At 56.7% G+C, this 17,903-nt stretch carries 12 protein-coding genes; 3 read left to right on the top strand and 9 right to left on the bottom strand.

The genetic code is table 11. From position 1 onward, the window contains the following. The first annotated feature begins 1 nt into the window (after position 1). From KQI65_13150 to KQI65_13140, 3 genes are all read left to right on the top strand, one after another. Positions 2-709: an SDR family oxidoreductase gene (locus tag KQI65_13150; GenBank protein MCB2205685.1), complete on the top strand. Its 708-nt coding sequence runs from the start codon at positions 2-4 to the stop codon at positions 707-709. Further along, positions 709-1,422: an SDR family NAD(P)-dependent oxidoreductase gene (locus KQI65_13145; GenBank protein ID MCB2205684.1), complete on the top strand. Its 714-nt coding sequence runs from the start codon at positions 709-711 to the stop codon at positions 1,420-1,422. Before KQI65_13150 ends, KQI65_13145 begins: the two co-directional genes overlap by 1 nt. Before the next feature lie 197 nt (positions 1,423-1,619). Then, entirely contained in the window at positions 1,620-3,128 is a 1,509-nt protein-coding gene (locus tag KQI65_13140) for a leucyl aminopeptidase (protein MCB2205683.1), read from the top strand. A gap of 105 nt (positions 3,129-3,233) precedes the next feature. On the opposite strand, the gene KQI65_13135 is transcribed toward KQI65_13140, so the two are convergent. The 9 genes from KQI65_13135 to KQI65_13095 form a co-directional block, all read right to left on the bottom strand. Next, positions 3,234-6,002, bottom strand: coding sequence for a patatin-like phospholipase family protein (locus KQI65_13135; GenBank protein ID MCB2205682.1), 2,769 nt, complete (start codon positions 6,000-6,002; stop codon positions 3,234-3,236). A gap of 152 nt (positions 6,003-6,154) precedes the next feature. Then, complete coding sequence (locus KQI65_13130; GenBank protein MCB2205681.1) at positions 6,155-7,561, bottom strand: hypothetical protein; 1,407 nt, start codon at positions 7,559-7,561, stop codon at positions 6,155-6,157. Position 7,562: 1 nt separating this feature from the next. Beyond that, positions 7,563-9,605, bottom strand: a complete 2,043-nt coding sequence (locus KQI65_13125; GenBank protein ID MCB2205680.1) for a hypothetical protein — start codon at positions 9,603-9,605, stop codon at positions 7,563-7,565. 53 nt (positions 9,606-9,658) lie between these two features. Continuing rightward, positions 9,659-12,286: a T9SS type A sorting domain-containing protein gene (locus KQI65_13120; GenBank protein ID MCB2205679.1), complete on the bottom strand. Its 2,628-nt coding sequence runs from the start codon at positions 12,284-12,286 to the stop codon at positions 9,659-9,661. A 201-nt stretch (positions 12,287-12,487) separates the two neighbouring features. Then, a complete protein-coding gene (locus KQI65_13115) occupies positions 12,488-12,901 on the bottom strand; it encodes an acyl-CoA thioesterase (GenBank protein MCB2205678.1) in 414 nt (137 codons plus the stop codon). A gap of 7 nt (positions 12,902-12,908) precedes the next feature. Further along, on the bottom strand, positions 12,909-13,859 hold the full coding sequence (locus KQI65_13110; GenBank protein MCB2205677.1) for an acetyl-CoA carboxylase carboxyltransferase subunit alpha: 951 nt from the start codon (positions 13,857-13,859) through the stop codon (positions 12,909-12,911). A gap of 2 nt (positions 13,860-13,861) precedes the next feature. Further along, positions 13,862-15,868, bottom strand: coding sequence for a glycosyltransferase (locus KQI65_13105; GenBank protein MCB2205676.1), 2,007 nt, complete (start codon positions 15,866-15,868; stop codon positions 13,862-13,864). Positions 15,869-15,906: 38 nt separating this feature from the next. Further along, a complete protein-coding gene (locus KQI65_13100) occupies positions 15,907-16,524 on the bottom strand; it encodes a hypothetical protein (GenBank protein MCB2205675.1) in 618 nt (205 codons plus the stop codon). Between the two features lie 104 nt (positions 16,525-16,628). Next, positions 16,629-17,903, bottom strand: a complete 1,275-nt coding sequence (locus KQI65_13095) for a dihydroorotase (protein ID MCB2205674.1) — start codon at positions 17,901-17,903, stop codon at positions 16,629-16,631.

Genomic DNA, 17,903 nt, shown 5'->3' with positions numbered 1-17,903 from the left:
TATGCGATTTGAGGGAAAAACCATCTGGGTGACAGGTGGCCGCTCAGGAATCGGAAAAGCCATTGCCGCGTCTTTCATGAACGAAGGTGCTGATGCGTATCTCAGCAGCCGTGATCCTGAAGGATTGCGAGCAACCGCCTCCGAACTCGGCGCGAACGCCTTCGCGGTACCCTGCGATGTCACCGACGCGGCTGAAGTGCAGGCGGCGTACCGGAAAATCATGGACAGAACGGGGCATATCGACATCCTGGTCAATAACGCCGGGACGACGGTGTTTCAGCCCTTTACGGAAACCGATATCGATGCATTCGACGATCTGATGACAACGAATCTGCGCGGACCATTTCTCACGACGAAAGCCGTGCTCCCCTCAATGTTGGAGAGGGGTGAAGGACATATTGTCATGATAAATTCCATGGCTGCACGGCAGGTATTTCCGAACAGCTCCGTGTATGGTGCAACAAAAGCGGGGCTTCGCATGATGGCGGACTGCCTGCGCAGTGAGGTGCGCTCTTCCGGCATTCGCGTCCTGAATGTGTACCCGGGGGCGACCGATACCGCGATCTGGCCTGACAGGGTGCGGGAAAAACACGCCGAACGCATGATGACTGCGGACGATGTCGCTGCCGCGGTCTGCGACGCATGCGCAGCTTCGTCGCGAACGACGATTGAAGAACTGGTTTTACAGCCAATTGGTGGAGCACTCTGATGTCATTTGAAGGAAAAACCGCACTCGTGACCGGTGCCAGCAGCGGTATCGGCAGGAATCTCACCCTGGAACTGCTGCGTGACGGTGCTAACGTTGCCGCCTGTGCCCGCTCCCAGTATCGCCTCGATGAATTGCGGGAGGCTGCAAAAGCCCTGCCCGGAAAACTCGTGATTGGCAGTGTGGATGTCTCCGATGAAGATCAGCTGCACGCCTTCGTCGAAAAAGCGGAGATGCTGCTGAGTCCTATATCCATCGTCATCGCGAATGCCGGCTTCGGCGTGTTCAAACCACTCACGGAAATGAAAACTTCCGAGTTCGATGCGGTGATGGCCACGAATGTCCGTGGTGTCTGGGTGACATTGCATGAGACGGTGCCCGGTATGGTCGAACGAAAGGAAGGGGATGTCGTTGTCGTCGCATCGCTGGCAGGGAAGAACGGCTTTGCCGGAGGCACGGCCTACAGTGCAAGCAAATTTGCCGTTCGCGGGATCGCACAGTCACTCATGCATGAGGTGCGCGAGCATAACGTACGTGTTTTCAGTGTGTTCCCCGGCTCTACTGATACCAGTTTCTTTGACGGCACACCGATGTCTCCGAACCGGGACCGCATTCTCCGTGCTGAGGATGTTGCGGATTCCATCCTGCATGCATTGCGGGCCCCGCGGAGAGCACTGTCGAGTGAAATCGACATTCGTCCCGCAAACCCACGCTAGTCCCAGCAGAAATCCAGCCCGTTTTCCCGAAAAACGGGCTTTTTCCTTTCCGCCATCGCTTTTTCCGCCGGAAATCGCCGTCCGGTTGTTTGTTATTCCTTTTTCCGTTACAATGATTTTCGATGTCCGCTTCTAGGGAAGCTGGCACATCATGCGCTCGTCCGTGAGGATGTCACCATCATCGAGAAGGAGCCCCCATGTTGAAATGCACCGGCCACTATGGAACACCGGACCGCGTCGCGGCGGATATGTACGCGATACCCTTTCCCAGCGACAAAACGCTCTTCAATAAAACCCTGAAACAGATTTGCCCCGATCTCAAGGCAGCGGTGTCAGATCTGCTGGAGCGCGGGGAATTCACCGGGAAAGCGGATGAGATCAGCACCCTGACCACCGCGGAAGGGCGATTTGTGCTTGTCGGACTCGGTGATACCGATGCGATGGGTGTCGAACGTGTCAGGCGCGCGGCGGCGCAGGCGATGAAGATCGCCATGAATTCGGTCGCCCCGACTGTCGCAATCTATGTTCCGCTCGAGGAAATCGTCCGTAAAATCCTTCCTGTCTCCTTCGAGGTCACGGTCAGCGCCATGGTCGAGGGGGCGCTTCTGGCAACCTACCGCTATGACCAGTTCAAGAAAAAGAAGAAGGACGATACCAAGGGCGTCATCAAGGAAGTGAAAATGGTGACGGCGGACGAAGGATATCAAAGCCGGATGAAAAACGGGATTCAGGAGAGCCAGCTTCTCGTCGAAGCGGTACAGTACGCCCGCGATCTCGTGAACGCCCCCGCAAATGCTCTTGGAACGGATGCCCTGGCAAAGGCGGCAGTGGCTCTCGGAAAAAAACTGAATATCAAGACCGTCATCCTGAACAAGAAGGAAATTCAGGCCAACAAAATGGGTGGCCTGCTTGGCGTCAATCAGGGCAGCGCAGCCGAGCCGCGCTTTATCGTCATGGAGTATAATGACAAGCGAAAACGACTGAAACCCTACGTGCTTGTGGGGAAAGGCATCACCTTCGATTCGGGCGGACTCTCGATTAAACCCGCGAGTGCGATGGAAGAGATGAAGTCGGATATGGGCGGGGCTGCCGCCGTGCTCGGAACGATGTTCGCCATCGCAAAACTGAAACTCCCGCTTCGCGTCGTGGCACTCATTCCGGTGACCGACAATATGACAGGTGGCGGCGCCATGTGTCCGGGAGATGTCATCACCATTTCGGATGGCACCACGGTCGAAGTGAAGAATACAGACGCAGAAGGACGACTCATCCTCGCGGATGCGCTCGTTTATGCACAGCGCTTCAAACCGGCTGCAATTGTGGACGTTGCCACTCTGACAGGCGCTGTTGTCGTCGCACTCGCTTCCCATGCGACAGGCATGATGGGGAACGATGATGACCTGAAGGCCGCCATGAAAGCAGCTGGCGACGGTACCTACGAACGTGTCTGGGAATTACCGCTCTTCGATGAGTACAAGAAAATGATGGAAAGTGATATCGCCGATCTCAAGAATCTCGGTGGCCGCTGGGGTGGCGCTATCACCGCAGGCATCTTTCTGCAGAATTTCATCGGCGAATATCCCTGGATTCATCTCGATATTGCCGGAACGTCCTTCCTCGATGCGGCGACGGATTACCAGCCCAAGGGCGGCACAGGTGTCGGAGTGCGACTCCTGACTGAATTCCTGAGGAATATCGAGAGTTGACAACGAAAATTGCATGCTGATCAGTATTTGACCGGTGATGGATGACCTTCAAGGCTGTTTTGCCTTCAGTCATTTGTAGAACTGGCCAGTCAATTACAGAACTGGTCAGTCAAGCTCGACGCCGATGGAAAAATAGAGGTTGAGAGGACCCCAGCGCGCAGGGGTGGAGGGATTGTTGCGCAGGAAATAAAAACTACGTCCAATGGCAAAGTCGGCTGGACCGATGGGAGTGTCCAGTCCGAGTATGAGTCCTGCCCCATGACGCAAATCTTCAATCTTGATGAGTTCAGGATTCGCCCAGGTGCGTCCGAGATCATAGCGGAATGAAAGGTAACTGTCGAAGAGGATGGCGATGGGCAGCTGATAGCGGAACTCCAGGCTGCCGACGGCGAGCTGTCGCCCGTTGTATTCATTCTCACGCATGCCGATGAAGGAGGAGAGCCCTCCCAGCCGGAATTCCTCGCTTCTGGGCATGGTCTTGTCGCCGTACCCGAACATGAAGCGCGGGTGGACGACCAGGCTGTGCTCGATGAGAGGGACGTAAAGCTCGTAACTGCTTTCTATGCGTGAAAACGCGACTTCGCTTCCCAGCGGAATCTGTGCAGAGCGATACTCCGCCGTAAAAAACAGTCCCTGACATGGATACGGATAGCGATCCTGCGTGTCAATGGTTGAACTGATGCTCATGGAGACGACGAGGTTTTTCTCATCGACCATATCCGCATCCATGCGGCGAATCTGATCCGTCCGTACATTCTGCTGTTCATAGCGGAACGTAGCGAGCAAATTGCCGATGCGCTCGACGTTCATGCCCAGCGAAGCGGCGCCACCATAGGTGATATGGCGGGTGACGGAGGCAACTTCACGTTCGAAACGGTAGGAAGGCAGGTCCGTCACATCCTTGTAGTTGTTGAAGTCCTTGAACCCGTAATAGCCTTCCACCCTGAGCGTGAACGGCGAGTAGAACAACCGATTGGTATTGTATCGCAGTCCATAGCGGCGATTCTGGTCGCCGGAGAAGAATGTCGATGCCAGCTCAGTGCCCGTACCGAAAAAGTTCGCATCCCGCAGTACGAGGCCGATCTGCGCGTTGCGTTCGTTGTCGACCAGGAGTCCCACCTGCAGCATCTGCGAGGGACGCTCGATAACACGGATGATCAGGTCTGCCGCCTCCTCGTTCGGGACGAGATCGAAGGTGACGTAGTGGAAGAGATTGAGTCCGGCGAGATTATCCATCCCCCGCTTCAAATCATTGATACGGAAACGTCCACCTTCCTTCAGGGGGAGTTCCCGCAGAATCACCACCCGGTCTGTACGTGTGTTGCCCTGCACAAGGATGTGGCCGATTCTGCCTTCGCGGATGTATACATGTACGCTGCCGTCGCCATGTCGCGCCATCGAGTCAATTGCCGCAAGCGAATATCCACGTATGCGGTAGTCTTCGAGTACATATCGTTCAAATGAACTGCGGGAAACAGCCGTCCACGGTGCCCCGACCCATCGGGATTCGATGCCGGAGATCGCGGCCTCCGGAAGTATGGTATTGCCATGCAGTACGATGCTGCCGATATGCATGGCAGACCGCACTTCAAGATGCACGGTGTTGCTGTTGTCGTAGGTGAGTTCGACACCGAGAACATCCGGTCGCAGCTGCAGCTCTACCGCTTTGCGCTGGATATCTTCAACCGAGTGACTGCTGGAGAACCAGCTGTCGTCGCTGCAGAGTGGTGATGTGCACACGACGGCACGATACCCCTCAGCAGAGGAAGGAACAGGCATTGCCGAGATCATTCTGCTGAAGATCGTGTCGCGAAGCGCAGGCAGCATCGCACGACCCGCCTCGTAGCCGAGCAGGAGAAGGGAGTCGATGTGATCAAAGTTGGTCCCGCCGAACCCATCAAGCGGCGGCGAAATGATGAAGTCTGCCGGCGCGAGTTCCTCATCGATCCGGTTCTGCATCATGACGTTGAATACCTGATCGAGCGTCTCGAGCGGATTGGTGATTTCGTCGTTCCGCCGCAGCGGACTGGTGGTGTTGACGGCGATGATGATGTCGCACCCCTGATCCACGGCGACGTCGACAGGAATGTTCGAAAGCAGTCCGCCGTCGACAAGTGCCATGCTGTCCATGGTCACCGGACTGAACATCACCGGGATGGTAGAGCTCGAACGCATGGCTTCCGCGAGGCTGCCGCTGCTGAGGACGACACGCTTCCCACTGTAGAGATCCGTCGCGACGGCACGAAACGGGATCTGCAGATCATCAAAATTTCTTGCGTAATGCGTTCCCTGCAGCGCGAGCTCGTTGAGCATGTTCGTCAGGCGCTGACCGTTCGATACAGCCAGTGGTATCACGGGCTGCAGTCCATCGAGACGCATCGTGAGAATGGAACGGTCGGATACGGGTTTCTGATCGACGGTCAGAAGACTGCGGTCGGCCTCATCCCGCAGCTGCAGCACATTGTTCCAGTCGATAGTTCTGATACTGTGTTCGAGTCGATCGGCGCTGTAACCGCATGCATACAGTCCACCGATAATACTGCCTACACTTGTCCCGACGATGAAATCCGGTACGATGCCGGCATCTTCCAGCGCCTTGATCACGCCAATCTGGGCAATGCCGCGTGAGCCCCCTCCGCTGAGCACCAGTCCTATTTTCGGGACTCTCGGATGCGCAGATGTCGATTGTGTGGCTGTAGCTCGTGCAAACATTGCCCTGCTGCCACTGCTCTGCTGCGAGCGTGCGCGAAGCTGCTGTGTGATCAGATTCGCGCGATTGGCATCCGGCACCTGCCCGGTTTGCCCGAACAGCGTCCATGGGAGCAGAAAAAGTGCGATAACCGCACCGATATGAGGGCGCCCGAATGAATGCATTTTGAAAAATTACGGACGGAAAAAAGGACATGCAAGCCGGGAAGGCTTGCATGTCTTGGCCGGGGACCGAAATCCCCGGCCCGGAAGTAAGAGGAAGGGAAGTAGGGTATGGTATCCCGGACCGGAAACCGGGGTCTCCGTTCCGGAATTTCTTAGATATCCCAGTGGGAACTGACGCCCACTGCTACCGCGGAGAACGAGTCGTTCAGATGCGGAGTGATGTCCATCGTCCCGATATCGAGCTTGAAATTGTCGGCGATGAAGCCGACTCCTGCGCCGAAAATAATGGGTTCGACGCCGCCGACGTTTACGCCGAAGCGGAACGCCACGTTGTAAAGGAGCTCGATTTCCGTGCCCACGCCAATACGCGGATGGGTGCTGTTGCCTGACATGTCGTTGAAGCCCTGCCTGTAGGCGAAGGTGAAATGCCAGTATTTGCCCCTGCGTGGCATATCGGGGAGGCTGAGAACACCGGATATGATCATTGCTGACGGGAGGGGGGTAGAGAATGAAGGTATTTCATACTCCGTCCCGTTGAGTCGCGATTGTATTTCATCCACCTGGTCGGTGGAGGACAGATCGTCGATGACGAAATCTTCGTTCGCCGTAATTTCATGTGCACCGCGGTCCCAGCTCACCGAACCGAGATCGACGAGACTGAAGCCGGCGCTGAACATCCTGGTGAGCTTCATGTGCGCACCGATGTCCACACCGAAACCGGTGCCGACAGGCGTGGGAAACAACGAGTAATGAAAATCATTATTGTTCCCGATCCAGTCGCTGGTGCCGGCATATCGCGCAACCATGTCAGCGGTGCCGCGCACCTCGTAGGTTTCCGGGTCCGTGACGAAGCTGCTGTTGAAGCGATCGATCCCGAAGTAAGCATAGCCGTGTACCAGTTTGAGACTGGCACCGACGAGAATGGGAATTCGGCGATACAGTCTGAATTCCTGTGCGACGGTCAGACTGTAATCCCGTGTCCACGATGACGAGACTTCGGTATTGCTGAAATCGAAGGCCTTGCCTGGCTCGTTGCCGAAGAACATGAATTCGGCGAATGAGCGGGGAAGTGCGACATTGCTTCCGGTGCGTTCCGTAATGCCCACGGCGACAGTCATGGCACGCGTTGAAAGCATGGCGTTGAACAGCGTGTACCGGATATCGTGTGTGAAGTGCCCGGTCTCGCCAGAGAATGTATTCAGTATGGCCTGTTTGTCGGCGGAGGTGAGATAGGTCGGCGTGCGCTTGCCCTTCGCGTCTGGGGTGCCGGTGAAGTATTGATTGTACGTGCTGTAATCCATGAAGTCGGCACCGGCCTGCGCTCCGAAGGGAAGGACGCCGAACGAGACGGTGACACCGTCATCCGGGACAAGCTGTGCAGGATTGACGTTCAACGCGTCGAGTCCGCGCACGAGTCCGGCACTGCTGTTTCCCATGCCGGTCAGACGGGCGCTCGTTCCGATCGTCTGCGCCTCCACTGTCGCATAGCCGCAGAGCAAGGTGAGGATCAGCGCAGCGCCTGCGGCGCGAATGGTATTTCCTGTATTCCTGCGATGCATACTATTTCTCCGTGATAGTGCTGCTGACGTTCAGACGGGCATATCCGCGGATACGCACGTAATCGGTACTGCGGAAGGCAGCGCTTGCCTGCTCCGAGGCGGTGAAGGAGAGGCGGAAGCGCAGCGCGGTCGATTCCGCCAGCCGGCTGAATTCTTCCGCACTGAAGTGCAGTGAGAGCTTCTCCGTTCGTGAACTGCTGACATATCCTGATGCGTCCACCGGGGCGGCCGATACCTGCAGGGGGGTGCCATCGAGCGTCGTGGGAACCAGGATTACATTGCCCCTGCTGTCGAGGAACTCCGGTTCAACCATGACGGTGGTGGGGAGATGGTTCTCGACCGTGAAGCTGAGCAGTCCTTCATTGACTTCCGTCATTTTGCGTCGCGTCGTCTCGTCGATGACCAGATCCACCGTGTCGACGACGCTTCCATTCACCTGCGTGAAGCGGAGGGGGAATTCGACGAAAAGATCGCCCGTGATGGAGTCGGTCCCCGCGATGCTGGCCTGGGCTCCCTGGGGATTGAGGACGAACTTTCCTTCCATGCCGAGGCTGTCAGGGTACGCGGGTGAGAAACTGTTCAGGAAATTCACCACCTGCGACTGCTCAAAATCGACCCGTGCATCGGATTGTCCTGCCAGATCCATCGGGATGACACGCAGGGAAGCACTCGATCCGGAGAGGTTTTTCCCGAGCACCGAAGCATCTTCGATGCCGACCGGGAGAACAGACCGGTTTGAAAGTGCAGCCCACATCCTCGCCTCCGAAAGGTGTATTGCGCCGGAAATGGTTTTATCGAGATTGAAATCCGAGTATTTCATATCGCGCACATTCAGTGCCGTCGGAGGAAGCGTGCCGTTCAGGGAGGCGAAATGCACGTCCTTCAACTGTCCCGTCACCGAAACGCTGTCGCTTTTACGCACAAGGACGGTACGGTCAGAGGCATCGTCTGTGACAATATGTGCCTCGTAGCTGAGTTTCGTCTGGTCGCTGAGAATGAGCGCGGCGTCGGCGAGGTCGAGAGCGATGATTTTCGTACTGTTGGGCGCTACGTAGGCGCCGGCGGTAATCGGAGCACCGCCGCGGGTCGCGCCCGGAAGGGAGATGCTGAACTGTCCGCCGACTGCGAAATAATTCTTGACTGTGAACCTGAGCTCGCCACTGTGCACCAGTGCATCCGAGACACGCAGTCCGTTGGCTTCCGTGATGTTCACACTGCGGTTGTACAGAAGTTCCTGCGAGGGAACATATCCACGGACCGAGCGGATGTCGGTGTCACGCAATGCGCCCTGCACACCTAGACTCATGCTGCTGTTGAGATCGACGCTGGCGCCACCGCTGCCGGGGGAAGAGATGTCGAAGGCCAGCTTCATGTTGTTGCGCAGAGTGAGTCCATCAAGCTGCATTGTCGGCAGCGTGATGGTCTGCGTAGGCTGTACCAGTTCGTTCGTATTGACCTGGGCGATCGGATTGCCCTGCAGGTCGAGCAGCCTGATGGCCTCCAGACGGAGAGGGATGGGAACATGATTGGTAAAACTGAGTGCGAGTTTCCCGCGATCAAAAGTCATTTCCTCGAAATACTCTCGCGTATCTATTGCGATGGCGATTCCCAGGTCATTTGAAACCGGGGAAACCACCTGCTGCCCCTTCGGCAGGGACGGAAAGAGTGTGAAGACGTCCAGGTGCTGGTTGAGATAATCCGGCAGTTCAAAGCGCACGGCGTCAAACGTTTCCGATGCGCGGAACTGCAGATCTGACACGGCGAGGTGATCTCCGACGCAGATGGATTTGAGTGGGTAGCGCTGCGTGACGACGAGTACCTGGTCACCGTCTTCGGTGATGCGAAGGATATCGTCGTTGCTGAGCATCTCTTCCATCGTGTACGTGTGGTTGACAATGGGCACGTTGGCGTCGACATCCCACTCCGGCAGCACCGGTGCGAGGGGCTCGGTGCAGCCGCTGAACAGCGTGGCGGCGAGAACGAGCGCGGTGAACGCGAGCGCCCAGGCCACTGGCGGCTTGGATTGGTATGAATGGCTGATCATGATATCCTGCTCCTCTCTATGAACTTCCTGTATATGTATTCTCATGTTCTGCATTACCTGATGACGAATCGACGCATCACCGCGGTGTGAGCGGTCGAGAGTTTGAGGAAATACACGCCCGGCTGCAGCTGCTGCAGCGGCAGGGACAGGACATGATTTCCTGCGGAGTGATTTCCCATGCGACGTCGCACGACTTCTCTGCCAAGCATGTCGTTGACGGAAAGTGTAACGTGATCCGCAGTAGCGAGCGTGCAGGGAACATTGATGTGTCCTGCGTCAGCACGCAGAGGCTGCGGATATGGGCTGCCGAGCTGCAGCGCACGCGGGGATGCATGCGTATCCGGAACGCCGGTTGCGGCGCCGTCGAAGTATGCCGTGATATCGGCATTTCCCCCGGTGATCTCGAGCAGCAGCATGCCATCAACCATGCTCCAGCTTCCAATGCCGTCGCCGGTCAATCGCGTGACTGTCTGAGGAACGGCGATGCGCAGCGTTCCCGCGGCGTCGCTTCTGATGGAAATGCGCAGGCATTCATCGTGGGACCAGACGACCCGCACGGGCATCGACGAAGACAGCAGCTCCACATCGTCTCTCAGGACACTCCTGCCTTCGTCGCACATCCATGACTCCGGCCTGCCAGCGGGATCGAGGATGCAGTGAAACGCGAGCGCGTCAGTCGTGAGCGCACCGAATACCGGTGCATCGACGGTGACAGCGCATGTGTTGATGTTGATCAGCGATAGAAGCTGATCGTCGCCCGTGCGGAAATCGATAAGAGTCGTGCCCGGAGCGGTGACCGGGATATTCGTGGAAACCTGCTCGCCATCGCGGGCAGGGTACAGGACGGTATGGAATACGGCATCGGCGGCACGCAGGCTGCTGTACAGCGCGTCATGCTCGGCGAAACGGCCGGAGGACGGTGCGTGCCGGCGACGCACGAGCGCCTGTGTCAGGGTACCGGAAGGACTCGCGCTGACGGCGTGCAATGTCATGGCGCCACGTGTCCAGGACGCATACTGCTTCCCGGAATGCAGCGTGCAGGTCCCGTCTTCGACCAGCCCGTTCCCGTGCAGCTGCTGCGTATATGTTCTCGGGAATGCCGAACGCGCAGCATCGCGGAGTATGACGAAGCGCCCGCCAAGCACGGTGCTGCGCCGCTCGATGTCCGCGTCCTGATAACGTGTCGTTACTGCGGCCATGCCGCTGCTGCCCTGCGTCAGTGTGTCACCGATCCAGGCGTCGACGCCGAACAGATTGCTGCCGTAGCTCGTGCTGTCGGGGCCTGAGCCGTCGACGAGCATGATATTGTGGTGATCACTGTAGACCAGTGCTTCACGCTCACCACTGCTGTGATATCCCGGCTCGAGCAGCAGCATCTCTCCGCCCGCGGCCAGCATGCAGGCACTCTCATTCGCCTGTTTATGTCCGCTGCCGACGGGAGAGCGATGCGTGCGTGCAATGCCATGTTTGCCGATCAGTGCGAAATACAATGCCGTTTCGTCCCAGCTGCTGCGAAATACACTGTAGCCTGCGTTCGGCATGTGCCGCACGAGTGGCTGATCGCTGCTGCCTGAAGGGAGGGTGGACATGCGAAGGAGGTATTCCACACGTCCGTCGAAACTGCGTGCAAGTTCAGATGAAAGTCGAGCGGGATTCGCGGGTTCGGCAGCGGCCGTGAAATTTTCCCAGGCGAGATTGGAATAATCCGGGATTCCGCCGAGTGTGGCCAGCTCGGGGAAGAAAGTATTCATGTAGCTGTCTTCAAACGGCGGAAGCATGCCCGAGGGCATGCGGATGGTGGCGATCCAGTCGAATAAACGCTTGTAGCGGCTTTGCCGTAAGGGACTCGCGTAGTCCTGTCCTTCAGCACGAATACTCCCGCCACCCGAGGTTTCATCGAAGGTGACGAAAAAGGGCAGGAGGTTCATCATGGCGTAGCGGAAATACCAGGGACCTTCGCTGTATCCGTACATGCCGTCCGGATCACTCTGGTATTCCCACAATGTCTTTTCTATATGTGCCATGCTCACCGCAAGCCAGTGTTCCCGTTGCGCGCCGGTGACGGCGCTGCTTCCCTGCAGGATGAGCGCTGCGTATCCGGCCGAAGCGGCAAGCTTGAGGCTGAGATTGTTTTTGATGACAAAGGTCTGTTCGAGCTGTGTCGTCGCCGAAGAAGCATAAGATGCGAGCAGGGCTTCGATCACCCCGTCTTCGGTGCCGGTGTATGCGCGATAAAAATCATACGCCGTACAGAATTGCATGAGCTGCACGGCATGCCATTGATATTCGTCTACGGTGCATCCTACCTCTGTCCGTATCTGCAGGAGCAGTGATTGGAGCGCAATGCGCTTCTGCTCAAGCGACGATTCGGAAAGTGTCTGCAAATCGCTGTCGAGTCCGACAAGCAGCACAAAGCCCAGGGCTTTGGCCACCGCCGATGCTTCGAGAAGGGAGGAGGGCTCAGATCCGGCAACGTGATAGAGGTTCTGGTACAGGGTTTTCGCGAGGTCGTCTTGTGAAATGGTAGTAATGGCGTTCACAACATTCTGAGGGTTGCCGGACCTGAGCGATGCGAGCTTTGCGACCTGAGTAGGATAGCCGGTCTGAGCCGAGACCGGCAGAGGTGGGATCGAGAGGAGGAGACCCGCGAAAAAACCCAGTATGACGACTGTTGCTTTCATACAATTGTGAGACTGGCGTCTGAACCTGACCTCAGATATTCATTCCTGAGAGTGAAACTCTGTTACTTCAACGGCCAAGTTAGAATGCCCAGCTTACAGCGGACTTAATCACGGCTTACAATTTTGTCAGGGAGGGGAAGAAAGGGAGGAAAAATGCTGCGGAAAGGAGGATAAACAGCCAAACCAAGTGAAATTCAGCGTTTATTTCGGGTCTGTAATACCCATGGCGTCGAGGAAAAACTGTGGGGGACGCGCGGGACGCTGACGGTGGACGTCGAAGAACACGTGAACGGTGTAGCCGGAGACCAGGATATCATCGCTGCCTTCACGCATTATTTCGTACTCGATGCGAAGGGAGGAGCGGGGAAGCTCCTGGACGATACTGCGAACTATGAGCACATCGTCGTAACGTGCGGGGAGATGGTAGCGGCAATGCGCCTCGACCAGTGGGAGCCAGATTCCCTGTTTCTCAATTTCGGCGTAACTGAGTCCGAGCGAGCGGATGAGCTCAGTACGGCCCACTTCAAAATACTCAAGGTACTTCCCATTGTAGACGATCTGCATCTGATCCGTATCCGCATAACGGACCCGGATGGATGTATCATGTGAATTGATCACCATGTCAGCTTGAGAAATCCCCCATCTGGCCGAATTTCCGGATGCGGTTCCGAAGCAGCTGTTCGGGACGCTGTGACCGCATACCCTTCAATTCCTCAAGCAGAACGTTTTTGAGTGTGTGCGCCGCTTCCGCATGGTTGCGATGTGCGCCGCCCAGTGGCTCGTCGACGATGCGATCGATAATGCCCTGCTCGAGCAGGTCGGGGGCGGTCAGACGCAGCGCTTCCGCGGCCTGTTCCTTGTATTCCCAGCTGCGCCAGAGAATGCTGGAACAGGATTCGGGCGAAATCACATTGTACCAGGTGTTTTCCAGCATCAGGATGCGATCGCCCACCCCGATCCCGAGTGCGCCGCCCGAGGCACCCTCACCGATGACGACGACAATAATGGGAACGGGAAGCCGTGTCATTTCAAAGAGGTTGCGGGCGATAGCCTCCGCCTGTCCCCGTTCTTCTGCTTCCAGCCCGGGATAGGCTCCCGGAGTATCGACGAGCGTAATCACGGGCCGGTTGAATTTGGCGGCGAGCTTCATCAGGCGCAGTGCTTTCCTGTATCCTTCCGGGTTCGCCATGCCGAAATTCCGGTACAGGTTGCTCTTCGTGTCCCTGCCTTTCTGATGTCCGATAATCATCACCGAACGATCTTCGAGTGTCGCAAACCCCCCAACGATGGCGTGATCGTCGCCATGGCCCCTGTCACCGTGCAGTTCCATGAAGTTTGACGTCATCAGCCGGATGTAATCTAGCGTATAGGGCCTGTCGGGATGACGGGCGAGCTGTACTTTCTGCCAGCGCGTGAGATTCGAATACACGGAAGCCCGCAGATCATCGACCCGCCGTTCGAGCGCATCGATTTCGTCGGTCAGCTCCAGATCGTCAATGACGCTGCGCATTTCGATGATTTTCTGTTCGAGTTCTACAATGGGACGTTCAAAGTCCAGGACAGTCTTGGCCATTTTTATCGCGTCTTGTTTCGTCTCATGAATGATAACATCAGGGTTCGTATCAGAATTTCCATATCGAGGAAAACCGAATAATCACGAACATACTGTATCACCGAGCTGAGTATTTCATCTTCTGAAAGCGTCTTTCCGCGGAGCTGGGCAAGACCGGTCAGACCGGGCTTGCCGAGATAGACCTCGGGGAGCGTGTCCGCATGGTCGGGATCGTATCCGACCAGGCTTTTCGTCCCGCGAAGCACGGAAGGCAGCCCAAGAACGAAGCGAGCTGCAGCTCCGGGGTTCTGTTTGTCCGTCAGCAGAGCGGTGAAAGGATAAATTAGCAGGATTCCGGGGAAAGACAAAGCAATATCCATCAGCCGCTTGAAGAAGCGATTCGAGGATTTCATGAGATTGTACTCGAAATCGAGCAGTGGAACGCTGGTCAGCTGATCGACCCGCGCCTTGCCGATAATGAACTCCTTCGTGCGCGGTACGATGCGGTAGTGCACGGCCTTGCCGCGGGTGCGGCTGATCATCGAAAGGATGGCTGTGTAGCTCAGGACACCGGGACCGATAATGACGTCGGTCACATTGTTCTCATCGATGACTTTCCCGATGTTTTCCACGCTTCCGATGACTTCGACGCCAAAATACCGATTGCCGATTTCGCGCCGGTGCAGATCGATCAGACCGACAATGTCATAGCTCTGGTTGTCGAGCGATTTCAGCTTGTTGAGCACCTCGAGCGATTCTTCGTTGCGTCCCACGAGCAACGTGCGCCGGCCCGTCACGGGTTGTTCGCGCATGCCCGGTGAAAAAATCCCCGCGAGAATCCGCCTGCCGGGAATGAGGGCGAGATTGAGTCCGCCCGCAATGAGTACCACCATGCGACTGAACTGCCAGTCCTTGAAAAAGTAGGTAAGCGAGGAGAGGATGAGGAATGCAAGGAGGACGCCGAGTCCGGAACGAACAATTCTGTGCTGCTCCCTGGTATATGAGCCGGCGATGAACATCCCCGTCCACATGATGGCGACGACGGCGATATACACGGTGGGATACGCGTAATCGGGAAAGCGGAAGAGCCCGCCGAAGCGCAGCAGCTCGGCTGCCATCATGGCGAGTATCGTCGTGACCGCATCGGCGAGCAGGGGCATGGTCCGCTCAACGGCGTAATGCGAACGGCTGAACAGCAGGCGCAATTTGATGCCGGCCTCAATCAGGATACGCCAGACGGGAGAGAGCCCAAGGTTGTTTTTGGCGAACACCTGCATTGCGCGGTAGAATTCAGCTGTTGCATCGATACTGCTGCGTTTGGTGCTTTCTCCGCCGTAGTGAATGATCTTCGTGCTGTGCACGTAGTAGAGTTTCCACCCGGCCTTCTGTGTTCGATAACACCAGTCGAGATCTTCGCCGTACATGAAGTAGCTTTCGTCGAGTCCTCCGATCTCTTCATAAACCTCCCGCCGGAGCATCATGAAGGATCCGGAAATGGCATCGACTTCATAGGTTTCATCCTCGCTGAGGTAGGTCAGGTTGTAACGTGCGAACAGTGAGGAATGCGGGAAGAGGGAACTGAGTCCGGCAAGTTTTGTGAACGAGACCCAGGGGGAAGGAAAGCTGCGCCGGCATCCGGGTTCAAGGCTGCCATCGGGTTTGATGATCTTGCATGTCGCCATGCCCACATCGGCGTTTTCCCTGAAGAAGTCCAGCATCGCGGTGATGCTGTCTTCCTGTACCAGGGTGTCGGGATTGAGCAGCAGAAGGTATTTCCCCCGTGCACGAGCGAGCGCGAGGTTGTTTCCTCTTGCGAAGCCGAGGTTTTCCTGGCTGGCGATCATCTCCACGTCCGGGAATCGCTGCCGCACCATGTCGACCGTTGCGTCGGTACTGTCGTTATCCACGACGAAAATCTCATGGGAAATCCCCTCCAGCGCCGAATACAGCGAATAGAGGCAATTTTCCAGGAGATCGCGGACGTTATAACTGACGACAACGATGGAGATATCCGGAGTGCTCACCGACACGTTCGATCCCGATTTGTGAAATGAGCCGTTCGCGACTGTCAGATCGGCTGATTGATGCGCGCCAGTTCATCAAGCGTGATGATGGGGAGGCGGAAGCGCGCGGCGTACTTCTTTTCAGCTTCGACAGGGAGTCCTTCATTGTCTATCCCTGTCACGACAACTTCGATCTCGCCGACGGCATTCATGACATCTCTGGACAAACCGAGTGCATCATCCGCGGGCTCGGTCTTGAGCATCGTCAGCGAGCCTTCGATCATGCCGGTTTCCTTCATCACATCCTGATCGCCCTTCATTCCGAAAATCCAGAAACCGGCATCAGGACTGCCTGCGGTCAGGTCGAGAACGGTACCGGCGGCGAATGCCGGCATGGCGATGGCAAGCATTTCCGTAAAGCTGCCGTCCGTTGACTGCGTACGCAGAATCATGACACTGCCCGGACCCGAGCTGAGTTTCATCATGCCTTTGACGCTGTACTCCGCCTGCTCATCGCCTTCCGTCAGACGGGCGTTTTCGACGATGTAGCCCATATCGGCGCTGATGATTTCGGAGGATACTCCTGCGGTGACATTTCCGCTCTGCTCTTCATTCGTTTTCTGCTCCTGTTTCCCGCAACCAGCGGCAAGGAGAAGGAGGGCAATAATCAGCATGTGTCGCATGGTGTGACCTTTCAATTGAATCCGGTGTTGTTTCTATCGTATGGCAACAACATGCCCATGCCGCATTTCAGATGCAACATGCAGGCAGTGTCGGAGTCATGTTGTCAGCGCTCGAGAATCAGCTGACCGTTATTGTAAATACCCAGTGCCTTGCCCGTGAGCGTCCTTCCGTTGTAAGGACTGTTGCGGGATTTCGACTTGAAGGTATTGACGTCAACGGTCCACTGCCTGGCGATATCCAGGAAGCTCAGGTTTGCTTTTGCGCCTGCCTCGATGCGGATTTCAGGGAGTCCGAGTATGCGTCGGGGATTCGTTGACAGCTTTTCAATGAGCTGCGGCAGTGTCAGCCAGTTTTCGAGCAGCAGCTCGGTGATCGAAAGCCCCACCGCTGTTTCCAGTCCGATAATGCCAAAGGGCGCGTATGTGAATTCCACTTCCTTCTCGAATCCCGCATGCGGTGCATGGTCGGTGGCGATGGCGTCTGCCGTGCCGTCCTTGAGCGCTTCCTTCATAGCGATGACATCCTCCATCCGTCGAAGCGGGGGATTCATCTTGACGTTGGTATCGTAGGAGCGCACTTCCTCGTCCGTAAGGGAGAAGTGATGCGGGGCGACTTCGCTCGTGACATTGAGGCCCCTGGCTTTTGCGCCCCGGACCGCCTCGGCCGAGCCGCTCGTGCTCATATGCGCGAGATGGTAGCGTCCGTTGACGTACTCGGTGAACATGATATCGCGCATCACCACCGCGTCCTCAGACAGGCGGGATATCGGCGGCAGACCGAGTTCCGTCGAGACGATGCTCTCATTCATCGCGCCGCCGGTGAACAGGTGAGGATCTTCGGCATGCTGGATGATCGGGACATTGAACATGGAACCGTATTCAAGGGCAGTGCGGAGGATTTTCGTGTTGTACACCGGAGATCCGTCGTCGGAAAAGCCGACAGCGCCGGCCTCACGCAGTTCCACCATCGGCGCGATGGCTTCGCCCTTGCGTCCCTTGGTAATCGCAGCGATGGGATAGACATCCACCGCAAGTCCCCTGGCCTTGTCATAGATGAAACTCACAACCGACGCCGTATCGATCACGGGATCGGTATTGGGCATGCACGCTGCAGCCGTGAATCCACCTGCGGCGGCGGACGCTGCTCCGCTGCGAATGTCCTCCTTGTGTTCAAAACCGGGCTCGCGAAAGTGCACGTGCATATCGCAGAGACCGGGAACGACATGGGCGCCGCCGAGATCGATTTCCTCGGCACCGCTGGCGGAGATGTTTTCGCCGATATTCTCGATGTGCTCGTCTATGACATGCACATCCTTGACTGCATCGAGTCCGGTGACGGGATCGACGATATGGGCGTTTTTGAAGACAAACGATGCCAT

Source organism: bacterium (assembly GCA_020444325.1).
Classification (GTDB): Bacteria; Bacteroidota; Ignavibacteria; order SZUA-365; family SZUA-365; genus BM516.
Note: the sequence above shows the minus strand (reverse complement) of the source record. Positions and strands in the feature narration are given on the sequence as shown.

Bases quoted from the DNA above. Each gene is read 5' to 3' on its own strand.
- KQI65_13150 (MCB2205685.1), top strand. From the start codon at position 2: ATGCGATTTGAGGGAAAAACCATCTGGGTGACAGGTGGCCGCTCAGGA.
- KQI65_13145 (MCB2205684.1), top strand. From the start codon at position 709: ATGTCATTTGAAGGAAAAACCGCACTCGTGACCGGTGCCAGCAGCGGT.
- KQI65_13140 (MCB2205683.1), top strand. From the start codon at position 1,620: ATGTTGAAATGCACCGGCCACTATGGAACACCGGACCGCGTCGCGGCG.
- KQI65_13135 (MCB2205682.1), bottom strand. From the start codon at position 6,002: ATGCATTCATTCGGGCGCCCTCATATCGGTGCGGTTATCGCACTTTTT.
- KQI65_13130 (MCB2205681.1), bottom strand. From the start codon at position 7,561: ATGCATCGCAGGAATACAGGAAATACCATTCGCGCCGCAGGCGCTGCG.
- KQI65_13125 (MCB2205680.1), bottom strand. From the start codon at position 9,605: ATGATCAGCCATTCATACCAATCCAAGCCGCCAGTGGCCTGGGCGCTC.
- KQI65_13120 (MCB2205679.1), bottom strand. From the start codon at position 12,286: ATGAAAGCAACAGTCGTCATACTGGGTTTTTTCGCGGGTCTCCTCCTC.
- KQI65_13110 (MCB2205677.1), bottom strand. From the start codon at position 13,859: ATGGCCAAGACTGTCCTGGACTTTGAACGTCCCATTGTAGAACTCGAA.
- KQI65_13100 (MCB2205675.1), bottom strand. From the start codon at position 16,524: ATGCGACACATGCTGATTATTGCCCTCCTTCTCCTTGCCGCTGGTTGC.
- KQI65_13095 (MCB2205674.1), bottom strand. From the start codon at position 17,903: ATGGCATCGTTTGTCTTCAAAAACGCCCATATCGTCGATCCCGTCACC.